The 12,061-nt window shown below is 65.8% G+C and carries 18 protein-coding genes; 9 read left to right on the top strand and 9 right to left on the bottom strand.

Features of this window, described 5'->3' with window-relative positions; all coding sequences use genetic code 11:
- On the bottom strand, positions 1-208 hold a 208-nt coding region (locus tag AC1D1G_RS06035; RefSeq protein ID WP_477951499.1), incomplete at its 3' end, for an acyl-CoA dehydrogenase family protein.
- Between AC1D1G_RS06035 and AC1D1G_RS06030 the strand changes: the two genes are divergently transcribed.
- On the top strand, positions 153-791 hold the full coding sequence (locus AC1D1G_RS06030) for a WhiB family transcriptional regulator (protein ID WP_477951498.1): 639 nt from the start codon (positions 153-155) through the stop codon (positions 789-791). The genes AC1D1G_RS06035 and AC1D1G_RS06030 overlap by 56 nt on opposite strands.
- A 40-nt stretch (positions 792-831) precedes the next feature.
- Here the strand turns inward: AC1D1G_RS06030 and AC1D1G_RS06025 are convergent, their stop codons facing one another.
- From AC1D1G_RS06025 to AC1D1G_RS06015, 3 genes are read right to left on the bottom strand one after another with little or no spacing between them, the layout of a single operon-like run.
- Entirely contained in the window at positions 832-2,034 is a 1,203-nt protein-coding gene (locus tag AC1D1G_RS06025) for a fatty acid desaturase family protein (RefSeq protein WP_477951497.1), read from the bottom strand.
- A 42-nt stretch (positions 2,035-2,076) separates the two neighbouring features.
- Positions 2,077-2,232, bottom strand: a complete 156-nt coding sequence (locus AC1D1G_RS06020; RefSeq protein WP_009476302.1) for a DUF6131 family protein — start codon at positions 2,230-2,232, stop codon at positions 2,077-2,079.
- Between the two features lie 51 nt (positions 2,233-2,283).
- Positions 2,284-2,478 (bottom strand): CsbD family protein, encoded by a 195-nt coding sequence (locus tag AC1D1G_RS06015; protein ID WP_280779476.1) that lies wholly within the window; start codon positions 2,476-2,478, stop codon positions 2,284-2,286.
- Positions 2,479-2,703: 225 nt separating this feature from the next.
- Between AC1D1G_RS06015 and AC1D1G_RS06010 the strand changes: the two genes are divergently transcribed.
- The 6 genes from AC1D1G_RS06010 to AC1D1G_RS05985 all read left to right on the top strand — a co-directional run bounded on the left by AC1D1G_RS06010 (position 2,704) and on the right by AC1D1G_RS05985 (position 7,391).
- Positions 2,704-3,411: a TetR/AcrR family transcriptional regulator C-terminal domain-containing protein gene (locus AC1D1G_RS06010; RefSeq protein WP_283333179.1), complete on the top strand. Its 708-nt coding sequence runs from the start codon at positions 2,704-2,706 to the stop codon at positions 3,409-3,411.
- 144 nt (positions 3,412-3,555) lie between these two features.
- Positions 3,556-3,933, top strand: coding sequence for a YciI family protein (locus AC1D1G_RS06005; RefSeq protein WP_477951503.1), 378 nt, complete (start codon positions 3,556-3,558; stop codon positions 3,931-3,933).
- Positions 3,930-5,165: an RNA polymerase sigma factor gene (locus AC1D1G_RS06000; protein WP_283351008.1), complete on the top strand. Its 1,236-nt coding sequence runs from the start codon at positions 3,930-3,932 to the stop codon at positions 5,163-5,165. Before AC1D1G_RS06005 ends, AC1D1G_RS06000 begins: the two co-directional genes overlap by 4 nt.
- Positions 5,162-6,046 (top strand): carboxymuconolactone decarboxylase family protein, encoded by an 885-nt coding sequence (locus AC1D1G_RS05995; protein ID WP_477951496.1) that lies wholly within the window; start codon positions 5,162-5,164, stop codon positions 6,044-6,046. Before AC1D1G_RS06000 ends, AC1D1G_RS05995 begins: the two co-directional genes overlap by 4 nt.
- A gap of 113 nt (positions 6,047-6,159) precedes the next feature.
- Positions 6,160-6,690 (top strand): pyridoxamine 5'-phosphate oxidase family protein, encoded by a 531-nt coding sequence (locus AC1D1G_RS05990; protein ID WP_283351009.1) that lies wholly within the window; start codon positions 6,160-6,162, stop codon positions 6,688-6,690.
- A gap of 53 nt (positions 6,691-6,743) precedes the next feature.
- Positions 6,744-7,391, top strand: coding sequence for a CG0192-related protein (locus AC1D1G_RS05985; RefSeq protein ID WP_283333175.1), 648 nt, complete (start codon positions 6,744-6,746; stop codon positions 7,389-7,391).
- A 185-nt stretch (positions 7,392-7,576) separates the two neighbouring features.
- On the opposite strand, the gene AC1D1G_RS05980 is transcribed toward AC1D1G_RS05985, so the two are convergent.
- Both AC1D1G_RS05980 and AC1D1G_RS05975 read right to left on the bottom strand, forming a co-directional pair.
- On the bottom strand, positions 7,577-8,380 hold the full coding sequence (locus AC1D1G_RS05980) for an MBL fold metallo-hydrolase (RefSeq protein ID WP_477951495.1): 804 nt from the start codon (positions 8,378-8,380) through the stop codon (positions 7,577-7,579).
- An 11-nt stretch (positions 8,381-8,391) separates the two neighbouring features.
- The gene (locus AC1D1G_RS05975) at positions 8,392-8,862 is read right to left on the bottom strand and encodes a grhN (RefSeq protein WP_477951494.1); all 471 of its coding nucleotides are present in this window, start codon (positions 8,860-8,862) and stop codon (positions 8,392-8,394) included.
- Between the two features lie 102 nt (positions 8,863-8,964).
- Between AC1D1G_RS05975 and AC1D1G_RS05970 the strand changes: the two genes are divergently transcribed.
- Positions 8,965-10,095 (top strand): helix-turn-helix transcriptional regulator, encoded by a 1,131-nt coding sequence (locus AC1D1G_RS05970; RefSeq protein ID WP_477951502.1) that lies wholly within the window; start codon positions 8,965-8,967, stop codon positions 10,093-10,095.
- Positions 10,096-10,153: 58 nt separating this feature from the next.
- On the opposite strand, the gene AC1D1G_RS05965 is transcribed toward AC1D1G_RS05970, so the two are convergent.
- From AC1D1G_RS05965 to AC1D1G_RS05955, 3 genes are all read right to left on the bottom strand, one after another.
- Positions 10,154-10,390, bottom strand: a complete 237-nt coding sequence (locus AC1D1G_RS05965) for a hypothetical protein (RefSeq protein ID WP_005254663.1) — start codon at positions 10,388-10,390, stop codon at positions 10,154-10,156.
- An 87-nt stretch (positions 10,391-10,477) separates the two neighbouring features.
- Positions 10,478-10,807, bottom strand: coding sequence for a branched-chain amino acid transporter permease (locus tag AC1D1G_RS05960; protein WP_280779484.1), 330 nt, complete (start codon positions 10,805-10,807; stop codon positions 10,478-10,480).
- On the bottom strand, positions 10,800-11,543 hold the full coding sequence (locus AC1D1G_RS05955; RefSeq protein WP_477951493.1) for an AzlC family ABC transporter permease: 744 nt from the start codon (positions 11,541-11,543) through the stop codon (positions 10,800-10,802). Before AC1D1G_RS05955 ends, AC1D1G_RS05960 begins: the two co-directional genes overlap by 8 nt.
- A gap of 77 nt (positions 11,544-11,620) precedes the next feature.
- Here AC1D1G_RS05955 and AC1D1G_RS05950 point away from each other — a divergent pair, with 77 nt between their 5' ends.
- The gene (locus AC1D1G_RS05950) at positions 11,621-12,061 is read left to right on the top strand and encodes an Lrp/AsnC family transcriptional regulator (RefSeq protein WP_477951492.1); all 441 of its coding nucleotides are present in this window, start codon (positions 11,621-11,623) and stop codon (positions 12,059-12,061) included.

The following is a 12,061-nucleotide window of genomic DNA, read 5'->3' as shown; positions in this document are numbered from 1 at the left end:
GCGCATAACAGGGCATCGACACCGGTGATCCGCCGTACTCCTCCGGAACCGCCAGACCGTAGATCCCGATCTGCTTCATCTGCTCGATCCACTTCTCGGGGTACTCGTTGGCGTGCTCCACCGCCTGCACCGTCGGCTTCACGTCGCGGTCGATGAAGGCGCGCACCGTCTCGACCAGGTACGCCTCTTCCTCGTTCAGCTTGCCCATCACTCCACCTCGCACTCGCACAATATTTGTACGGCCATATTCTCGGATATGTATGCTTCCGTCAAGCCTCGCATTGACATTCACCCGCGATCGGTGCCACCATCTAGTCCGGATCGGCAACATCTCTGCTGTTCAGGGGCTAGAAACGCGACTACAGGCGTCGGCCGACCTAATGGCCGTATTTACCGTCCCTTCACATACCGAAGGGATGCAAGTACCCCAGCGGTCGCCAACACCTCGCGTCGAGCGAACACCGTTTCTCACGAAAGAGGCGACCATGATGTCTCAGCACAGGTTCGAACTCCGGCCGGTTGCGCCCTCCGCGTCGAACTGGGACTGGCGGATGCACGGGCGTTGCCGGTCCACGGACACAGAGCTCTTCTTTCCGTGTGAGGGGGAAGGGCAGGGCGCACGCATTCGGCGAGAACGAGCCGCAAAGCATGTCTGCGAGCCCTGCCCGGTGCTGACCGAGTGCCGAAATCACGCATTGATCACCGGTGAGCAGTTCGGCGTCTGGGGTGGCACGACGGAGAAGGACCGCCGGTATCTTCGACCACCCCGACTCGGTCGATACCGTTCATGACGGCGAAATACCCGCGGCGTCACCGCTCGTCCGTATCGGCTCATCGGCGGTGCGCGCGCAGCGCGGTGCGGAGTCCTGTGCGGCGCCCGGTGGCTCCGTCGGCGGGCGTGATGGATGCGGTGCGGAATTTCAGTTCGGACGCGGTCTCGGGAGCATCGTCGGCGGTCGCGGACAGAAACCGGTCCGGGAGTGCCAACTTGTGGATGGTGCGCAGGGTCAAAAGGTATTGCCTGGCAAGCGAACCGGTGGTGTAGGGCAGATCGTACTTCTCGCACAGTACGCGGACCCGCGTCGCGATTTCCGGGTAGCGGTTGCTGGGGAGGTCCGGGAACAGGTGGTGCTCGATCTGGTAGCAGAGGTTGCCGCTGAGGAATGCGAGCACCGGGCCGGCTCGGAAGTTGGCGGTGCCGAGCATCTGGCGTAGATACCATTCCGCCCGGGTCTCGTTTTCCAGTTCGGTGGGGGTGAACTTCTCTGCGCCGTCCGGGAAATGTCCGCAGAAGATCACGACGTAGGCCCACAGGTTACGCAGTAGGTTGGCGGTGAGGTTCGCCTTCAGCGTCCGTCGCCACCGCCGCCCGCTGAGGACGGGAAAGAGGACGTAATCCTTGCCGGTCTGCCGGACGATCTTGCCGATCAGTGCTCGGGTGTGGCCGGACTTCTCGGCGGCGGTGCCGGCGCGCTCCTGTTCGGAATACAACCCGTGCAGGGCGATGCCCCATTCGAACGTGGCCGCCAGCAACAGGTTCCGCAGCGGTTGTAGCAGGTTGTCCGGTTTCCACGGCTGGTCGCGGGTGATGCGGATGACGCCGAATCCGAGGTCGTCGTCCATCCCGATCACGTTGCTGAACACATGGTGGCGATAGTTGTGGGAGTACTGCCACTGGGACGACAGGCCCGCCATGTCCCACTCCCAGGTGCTGGAGTGGATTTCCGGGTCGTTCATCCAGTCCCACTGGCCGTGAGACACGTTGTGCCCGATCTCCATGTTCTCCACACTCTTGGCCACGGCGAGAGCCGTGGTCCCGAGTGCCCATCCGACGCGCGTCCGGCTTGCGTGGATCACCAGCCGCGCAGCGGCATCCAACCCGCGCTGGAAGGCGATCGTGCGGTGGATGTAGGTGGCATCGCGCTCACCGAGTGAATCGGTGATGTCCCGCCTGATCGCGTCGAGTTCGGTGCTGAGCGCCTCGACGTCCTCCGCTGTGAGGTGCGCATATTCCTTGATGTCGGATATCGCCATGGTCTACTCCAGATTCCGGACCCACGCCGGACCGGCTGTGCGTCAGTAGTAGTGGCGTCGGCCCGCGACCGCGTGCCCGGCCATCCCCATGACCTCGAGCACCACTCCGATGATGATGAGCGCTATCCCGATGTACAGGAGCGCTGGGACGCTGAGGACCAAGCCGACTATGGCGAGGATGATGCCGAGAATGATCATGATGAGGCCTGATTTCGGGACGAGGTTCGAGATTCGGACTGGTGTGGAGGGTCAGCGTGTGAAGATTCTTTTGATCTTCCGGCCTGCCTGCTTGATCTGGTCGCCGGCTTGCTTGGCTTTGCCCTTGGCTTCCTGCGCACGTCCCTCTGCCTCCATGCGCTCGTTTCCGAGCGCCTTCCCGACGGTCTTCTTGGCGGCGCCTTCAGCGGTTTCAGCTTTGTGCCGAAGCTTTTTCCCGATACTCATGGCGATGCTTCTCGTTTCTCGGTTACGCGGCGGGTGCGGATCAGGCGTCGTACGTGAGCGGGAATGCGTCGCCGCTGGAGTTCAACACGCTTGCGCCTCCGACGATCTCGGACGATCATGACGGCCTCCTGTGGCCCACGGTGCATAATCAAGTCAACGCCGGATTCCGTCGCAAGTCAACACTGTAGATCTACGGTTTAGGCCTACAGTTGAACGCGAGGGAAGGTGGCGAAGATGCCCGAGCGTCGTTCGATCCACTCCGACGATGGCCCGATCACCCGTGAGCGGATACTAGAGTGCGCGCTCGGGATCATCGACGGTGACGGCATCGACGGCCTGTCCATGCGCCGCCTCGGCAAAGCACTCGGCCGCGACCCGATGACCCTGTACCGCCACGCCCCGAACAAGGCCGCGCTGCTCGACGGGGTTGCCGAGCGTGTCCTCGAAGAACTCGAGGTCGACACCGACGACGGCGACTGGGCGACGCAGCTGCGGGAGGTCGCGCGGGGCTTTCGCCGGTTGGCCCTCGCTCATCCTCAGGTGGTCCCGCTATTGGTCACCCGGCCGCTGTCGACGCCGCTCGGGCTCAGGCCGCTCGGCACCCTGCGTCCACTCGAGGACATCCTGACCCTGCTCACCAAAGCGGGCTTCACCGACGCCGATGCCTTGCACGTCTATCGGGCATTGTTCGGCTTCCTCTACGGCCACGTCCTCAACGAACTGCAGGAACTCGTCGAGCGTCCCGACGAGTCCGACGACCTTCTGCGCCTCGGCCTTCACCGCCTGCCGATCGCCGAGTTCCCTCTGATCCGGGGCCTGGCGCCGGTGCTGGCGTCCTACGACGGCGCCGCCGAACTCGAACGTGGCGTCGACATCCTCCTCGCGGGCCTGACCGCGACGTCGACGCAGCCCGACTCTCCTCCGTCCCGGTGATGTGAACGCGCTCGGACGTCGAGCCGGTTCGGTCGAGGGCATCGACATCGAAACCGAGTGGGCCGAAAAGTCGAGATAGGGTTGGCTCGTTCGTCATTCTCTACAGCCGAGTTGTCACGGGTGAGAGGAGGACCTGTGCAGTACATGCTGTTGATCTACAACTGTGAGCGGCCCGAACCGGGCGATCCGGGTTTCGCCGAGGCGCTGGCCCGGGTGAACGCATTCGCCGACGAGTGCCGCCGCCGCGGAGTCTTCGTCTCCGGGCACCCGCTGCAGCCGGAGCACACCGCCACCACGGTCAGCGTTCGGGACGGTCGGACGCTGATCACCGACGGCCCGTTCGCCGAGACCCACGAACACCTCGGCGGCGCCTATGTCCTCGACTGTCGCAATCTGGACGAAGCCCTGGAGCTGGCCGCCTTGTGCCCGTTGGCCGAGCAGGGGTCGATCGAGGTGCGGCCCATCGTCGATGTGCCGGGCCTGGATCACCGTCCGGCGAATGTGACGGTCGTCGGCGAATGAACGCCGAACCGGGGCTGCAGCAGGTCTACCTGGAACACAGGGCCCGGATGCTCGCAGCTCTGATCCACGTGCTCGGCGACTTCGAACTCGCCGAGGATGCGCTGCAGGATGCTTGTGCACTCGCGTTGCGCAAGTGGGGCGACACCGTACCGAACGACCCAGTGGCCTGGCTGCTCACGGCGGCCCGCAACAGCGCGGTCGACCGGCTGCGGCGGGCGCGGCTCGGCCGGGAGAAGCTCGCCCAGGTGGGTGAACAGTCCAGGGTGGTGACGGTGATGACGGACGTCGGTGAGGACAGCCTGCTGCGCATGGGTGATGAGCGGTTGAGCCTGATCTTTGCGTGCTGTCATCCCGCCCTGGCCGAGGACGCGCGGGTCGCCCTGACCCTGCAGGCCGTGGCCGGGCTGACCGCCGGGCAGATCGCCCGCATGTTTCTGATCGGCGAGTCGACGCTGGCGCAGCGCTTGGTGCGGGCGAAACGCAAGATTCGCGACGCCGGCATCAGTCTGGATGTGCCCGCCGATCACCAACTGCCCGAGCGGGTTTCCGGCGTTCTCGCGGTGGTGTACCTGATTTTCACCCAGGGCTACGCCCCCGGTCGGCTCGAGCAGAGCACGCTGTGCGAGGAGGCGATCAGGCTCGCCGAGCTCGTCGCCACCCTCATGCCCGACGAACCCGAAGCGCTCGGACTGGTCGCGTTGCTGCTGCTGCAACACTCGCACCGCGCCGCCCGCTACGATCCCGCCGGCGACGTGGTGCTGCTGTCGGATCAGGACCGCTCACGATGGGATCGCGCCGAGATCACCGAAGCGATCGGCGTACTGGACCGGGCGCTACGCCTCGGCAGACCGGGTCCGTACCAATTGCAGGCCGCGATCGCCGCGTTGCACGCCCAGGCTGCTTCGACCGATCACACGGACTGGCCAGGCATCGCCGCCCTGTACACCCAATTGCTCGCGGTCGATCCGTCACCGGTGGTGGCGTTGAACCACGCCGTGGCCACGGCAATGGCGACCGGCCCGGAGGAGGGGCTCGCGCTGATCGACGAAATCAACGGAATCGACCGCTACCACCTGCTTCATGCGGCACGAGCCGATCTCTTGCGCCGTCTCGGCCGCACCACGGAGGCGGCAATCGCCTACCGGCGAGCACACGAACTCGCCGGCAATCCCGCAGACCGGCGATTCCTCGCCCGACGTCTGCTCGAACTCGACCTCACGGAGTCCCCATGAGACTGTCCATTCTCGACCACGGCCACAGCCGACGCACCAAACTGTTCCTCACGCTCACGTCCACCATGTCGCGCGTGGACAGCCCCGACATCGTGAAGCTCCTGCTGTACCGGCCGGGCTTCCTCACCCGTCCGCTGTTGGAGCTCACCGCCGACGCGATGCGCGGGCCGTCGTACTGGACCGCCGCGGAACGGGAGTACCTCGCGATGTGCACCGCGCAGTTGCACCGCTGTCCGTTCTGCATCGACACGCACGCCGAACTCACCCGCATCGCCGGCCACGGTGAGATCGACCCGGATCGTCCCGCGTCGGCACGGCCCCCACTGAGCGCCGTCCGCGAGTTCCTCGACACGATCAGCCGCACGCCGGACCGTGCCGACCCCGCCGGAGTCGCCGACCTGCCCGAACAGGCGCTGGTGGAGGCATTGCGTGTCAACCTGGTGTGGAACATCGTCAACCGCCTGGCCAACGCGTTCGGCTTCACCCTCCGAGAAGGCCAGTTGCACAGCGGTACCCGCGGCCTGCACCGATTCGGCTATCGCTTCCCCGGATTCCTGCTCGCCGACGGCGCGAGACCCGACGGCAGTGACGATGCCGTGGCCGACCTCCGCCACTCGGTGTTGCACCGGCCTGCCACCACCGCCCCCGCCCTGCGTCTCGCCGCCGCGTCCGGCGACCCGCTTCCCGAACCGTGGCAGGCTTACGCGGCGGCGGTCCGCGACGCCTCCTACACGATCACCGACAGCGACATCGACAAACTTCTCGCCGCCGGACCAAACGAGGATCAGGTCTTCGAGGTCACCGTCGCCGCGGCGGTCGGCGCGGCCCTGGAGAGTTTCGATGCCGGAATGTCCGCACTGGGACACACGTCCACGAGCTGAACCGAGCAGATCGACGGAAAAACCTGACACAGGATGTCAGGGTCTCGGTGCGAGCATGGTTTCACCGTTCGGCGCCGGGCCCCGGATCGACATCGACACAGACAAGGACCTCCATGCGCGAAACACGAGAAGAGCTCGACGAGCTCCAAACCCTCCTCGACGCCTCCCTGTCCCGCTCCACCGCACATCTGCGTTCCATCATCAACACCGAGAGCACCCTGACCGCAGAACAGCTCACCCAGATCGTCACCGGCATGTGCACCCTCGCCCTGTCCACCGTCACGACGAAGGGCGAACCGCGGATCAGCGGTGTCGACGGGCACTTCCTGCACGGGAAGTGGCACTTCGGCACGGCGCGCGGCGCCGCCAAGGCCCGCCACCTCGCCGCCCGTCCCGCCGTCAGTGCTGCGCACCTGCGCGGTGAGGACCTGGGTGTGTTCACGCACGGGACGGTGGAGATCCTCAACCCCCAGGACGGCGAGCCGGCCGCGGACTGGCCGGACCTGCTCGCCTACTTCACAGACTTCTACGGCGAAGACTTCTTCGACTGGGACAACGACGTGGTCTACTACCGGCTGCATCCGCACTGGATGACCGTCTACGCCGCTGACATCGCCAAGCTCACCGCGGCGCCGCGGTCCTGATCGGCACTGTCGACCCGGCACCGATCGGCGGGTGACGCGGTACCGTCGGCCGCGTGGCTCTCATCCATCACGCTCAGCTGTCCCCGTCCAAGGCCGAGATGCTCGGTGACTGGGTTCCGCGCCAGCCCTGGATCGGGTCCGCCGACGCGTCGTCCGTCGAGGTCGTCGGTGCGTACCGGTTCGACGATCCGGCCGGGGAGGTCGGCATCGAAACCCACCTGGTCCGGACGGCGGACGGGCAGGTCGTGCAGGTGCCGGTGACCTATCGCGGTGCCCCGATGGCCGGTGCGGAGGCGTCGCTGATCACCACGATGCAGCATTCCGTGCTGGGTGAGCGCTGGGTCTACGACGCGTGCGCCGACCCGGTGTACGCGAATGCGCTCGTGACGGCGATCCTGACGGGAGGGACCGAGGCGGAACTCCAGTTCGACATACCCGGCGAGCGCCGAAAGGTGACGACCAAGGTGTCGGGTAGCGGCTCACCGGGCTCGACCGTGCCGGTCGTCGATGCCGTGAACTGTGCGAATGAGGGAACGACCACCGTCATCACGACGGACCGGATCGGCGTGCGGGTGTTCCGGGTGATCGATCCGGATCGGGTCGCGCCTGTCGGCTCGCACACTCTGGAGGGCACCTGGCCGGGCCGAGGTGCGCCGGCGCTGCTCGCGATCGCGCATCCGACGGCGAACCACGACGTGTGACGCGGGAGGGGCGGAATATCTCCGAGGACGGTACAGTTGAACCCGTCGACGGTGTCGGACATACCCCGGGTACCACATTAAAATTGTCGCCGAGAGCGACCACTTGCCGAGAGGCGATATGACGGCACCGTCGCAGAAGCCGCCGGCACCATGTGGTGCCGGCGGCTTTCGTTCTGCGGTGGACCTCACCCGACAGGCTCGAATCCGGCCAGCATCTGCTCGAGTGCGGCCTGGTCGGGCCCGATGAAGGGGTCTGACTTCGGTGCCTCGGCGAGCATGTCCAGAAACTCGGCGGTGCGTCCGTCCGCCGGGGGGAGGTGGGTGCCGAGGATCCATCGCGGGTCGAGCGCTCGGAGCGCGGCGACGGTGCGCAGGAACTTCGTCTCGTCCACCAGATGCACCCAGGGACTGTCGACGGTGGCCCACAGGTGCTGCGCGGAACGGACGGCGTTGGGTGTGGAGTACCCGACGTCGTTGGCGGTGGCGAGTTCGGCGGTCTCCATCGGCGCCCCGAAGCAATCCGACGAGAAGTAGGCCTCGCTGCGGTCGTCGTAGAAGCCGACGGTGCTGGGATTGTCGAACAGCGGGGGCCGTAGCGCCGTCAGTGTCCGATCGCCGACGTCGAGGGATTGACCCGGATTGAGCAGGTAGACCCGGTCCATCGGGACGGGCCGTGCGCAGGACATGATGCCTACGCCCGCGAAGGTCGTGATCAGGCGGGCGCGCGGCGCCGCGTCGAGCAAGTCGAACAACGCGCCGGTGTGATCGCGGTCCGGATGCGTCAGCCAGATCCACTCGACATCCGCGGGATCGAGCACCGAGCCCAGGGCTTCCATGAAGCCGCGTCCGGGCAGGCTGAGTCCGGTGTCGACGACGACGGGTTCGGCGGCGTGGAGAACGTACGCGTTCACCGGTAGGTGCCCGATCCCCGGTACTTCCAGTTCGTCACTGAGAGCGGTGATATCACGTCGGATATTGTTGATACGCATGGGAACTCTCCTCAGTCGTCGTAGTCGACGCGGATCAGTGATCGGGCGATCGTGGCCAGGTCGGCTTCGGTCGGCTCGTATCCCCGCGGGACCTTCAGGCCCAGTTCGAACGGGGTGGCCCCGTCGTCGAGCGCGGCACGGAATGCGGCGCCTGCCTCGGCGGGGGTGGCCTCCAGTAGCAGGGCCCGGCCCCGGCGGACACGGCCCCGGTGGGTGACCGTCACGGGTGCGCCGTCGGCGAAGTTGCTCCGCCACGGACGCTCGGTGAACACGAGCGTCTGACCGTCGACGTCGTGCAGGCACACCGGCACCCGCAGGGTGCGCCCGGTACGACGGCCGGTGAACTCGATCAGCCCTTGGCGCCGGATGCGCCGCCCCAGTGACCGGGTCGTGAGGACCCGCCGGACCAACGGGTTGACCAGCCGCATCAATTGGGGTGGCGGCGGGCTCAGCCGCACATTCGTGGTATCGATTTTGGACATGTCACCGACGCTAGGAGCGATGGAGCGGGCGCACCATTCCACAATTCTGGTATTTCCGGCGCCGATCCGCGCTCGTACGATTGACTCGTGAGCGTGGATTCCGTGCAGTGCGCGGCAGACAAGGTCGCACGATTGTGCGCCGCACCACGCGGCCTGGTGTCGCTGTGGCGGGACGCGTCGGACGTCGTCGCCGGTGTCGTCCCGTATTACTGGACGCCGTGCTGGTTCACTCTCGACCCCGTGTCCATGCTGATGACCAGTCACTATCACTTCGGCATGGACGAATTTCCCGGGGAATGGCTGGCCGCCGAGTATTACGAGGACGACGTTCAGTCCGTCCCCGACGTAATGCGTTCGGCCGAAGGGATTTCCACGTTGCACGAAGCCGCGCACGGTGATCCGTCGGGAAGTCCGCGCTGGCGCCGGAACCGGACACTCGGCGGCGACCAGGAGCTGATTGCGCGGTTACGCACGCGCTCGGGAGAAACGTGGGGAGCGCTGAGCCTCTATCGCGACGAGGGGATGCCGATGTTCTCGGAAACCGAGAAGTCGTTCGTGCAGGAGATAGCGCCGGTCCTCGCGGGCGGTGCCCGCCGCGCACTGCTGTACGGGCAGGCCGAGGAACCGGAGTATGCCGATTCGCCGGGTTTGCTCGTCCTCGACGAGAACTGGAACATCGAATCCGCGACGCCCGGGGTCGACCGGTGGATGGTGGATCTGCCGGGCGGGGACTGGGATCGGGGGGAGTTGCCGGCCGCGGTGATCACTCTCGCCGGTCGTGTATTGCGGTATGTGGAAGACCGCGACCGGCTGGGCGACGTGGCCATCTCGCGGGTGCTGTCGAGGTCGGGGGCGTGGTTGGTGCTGCATGGGGCATGCCTGACGTCGACGGGCAGGCGGCGGATCGCGGTGATCGTGGAGCCGGCGCATCCGAGCCGCCTGTATCCGCTGCTGATGTCGGCGTACGGGCTGACCGAGCGCGAGAAGGAGGTCACGTCGATGGTGTTGCAGGGGGCGTCGACTTCGCAGATCTCCGTCGAACTACACGTGTCGGCACAGACCGTGCAGCAACATCTGAAGAGCATCTTCGACAAGACCGGCGTGCACAGCCGACGCGACCTGGTCGGCAAGGTCTTCTTCCATCACTACGAGCCGCGGTTTCGCGACAACGAAAAGCGGACCGCCGCGGGCAGGCCTGTCCGCGGCGATCCCTGGCATACACAGAGCAGCTGAGCCCGGGAATCCGGTTACACCGGCGGATGGGTTCCGATCCGGGCCGTAGTCCGGTGGCCTACTGTTCCTTCTTCAGGCGGGCGGCCAGCATGGCCTTGCCCAGATCGCCACCCTTCCGGCTGACGGCTTGGGCGCGGCGGAAGAAGTCGGCCAACTCGGCGTCGCCGTCCATGTCGGCATCCGAGATGTAGCCCTCCAGACGCAGAGCGTTGCTCAGTGACGCTTCGACGAACCAAATCAGGTTGTAGTCCTTGTCCCGAACACCGGTCACCGAGCGTGCATCTTGTTCACTCATCAGTGCGTCCTTCCCGAGAAACGGCCGACTGTCTTGTGGTTCCTGCCTACCCGTGTGGTTGCATCGTAAACGTGAGGCGCGCCGGGCTCAGGCGAATACCCAGTTCATCAGGACGACGTACAGCCCGGTCCCGAGGACGATCGAGAGCACCGCATTCTTGCGCCACAGGTGCACCGCGGCCGTCGCCGCCACCGCGATCAGTTCGGGGATCCCGTGCGACGGGGCGGTGACGGACACGTTCTTCAGGGAGTACGCCACCAGGATCAGCATGATCCCGGCGGGCAGGTAGACACCGAGGTAGCCGACGAGTGCGGACGAGCGCAACGGCATGACGATCGCGAAGGGAACGGCGCGCAGGGCGAACGTGACGATCGCCATGATCGCGATGGCCGCGAGGATGTAACCGGCGTCAGGCATCGGTGCGCACCTTTCGCCGGGTGACGAGGTAGCGGATGACGAGCAGGCTCACGAAGGCGCCCATCGCTATCGGCAGCATGTGTTCGGGGTCGACGAGTCGCGCGATCAGCGCGCACATCACGGCCATCGAGGGAACCGCGAAACCACGCTGGGCCCGGATGGCCTCGATGGACAGCACGACGAACAGCGCGGTCAACGCGAAGTCGAGGCCGACGATGTTCTCCGGGATCCATTGCGCCGCGGTCGCTCCGAGCATCGCTCCACCGATCCAGTACGCGTGGAGATACAACTGCGAGTACACGATCACCCGGCCGGACATCGACTTCCGGTCGCCGGTGACCGTCATGGCGTACGCCTCGTCGGTCAGCGCGAACATGCTGTAGGAGCGGGCGAGCCGGCCCTTCACCCTGTCGAGGGGAAAGCTCAAGGCGTAGAACACGTGCCGGAAGTTCACCAGCAACGCGGTCAGCGCGATGTACGGGAGAGGCGTCATCGCGGCCACCATGCCGACCGCGATGAATTCGAGGGAACCGGCGTAGATCAGCGACGTGAAGACCATCGCCCACCACGGGTTGAGCCCCTGCTGGACGACGAGCACCCCGAGGGCGATCCCCAGCGGAACCAGCCCGATTCCGACGGGGAGCGACGCCTGTAGGGCGCGACGCCACTCCGGGGCCTGCCGGGGGTCGGAGTCGACGACTGCGGTCGTCGCGAGGGTAGCTGGATCGATCACCACGCAAATCTATAGCAACCATCCAGGTGCGCGATTGCGAGAGAATGCCCATTCGGCATAGTCTGCGCAATAATAGTTCAATGGACGCCATAGATCACGCAATTCTCGACCATCTGCGCAACGACTCCAGTCTGACCAACACGGAATTGGCGGATCTCGTGGGTCTCACACCCTCCCCGTGCCTGCGCCGGGTCAAGAAGCTCGAGGCGGACGGCGTCATCACCGGCTACCGCGCCATCGTCAGCCAGGAAGCGCTCGATCGGGGGTTCCAGGTGATCGTCACCGCCGAGATCGGTGTGAACGACCAGGCGACCATCGAACAGTTCGAGTCCCGGGTCGCCGCCTTCGACGAAGTGATCGAATGCCGGAGGCTGTTCGGGATCCCCGACTACTTCATCCGGGTGGCGGTCCGCGACCTCGCGACGTACGAGAACTTCATGGCCACCAAACTCAGCGGGCTCCCCGCGGTCTCGCGGGTCACCTCGTTGATCAMGATGAAGACCATCAAGAGCGCCGACTGA

It is taken from the genome of Rhodococcus sp. P3_B8, from assembly GCF_056402775.1.
The sequence above is the reverse complement of the archived record's forward strand: the minus strand, read 5'-3'. Positions and strand labels throughout refer to the sequence as shown.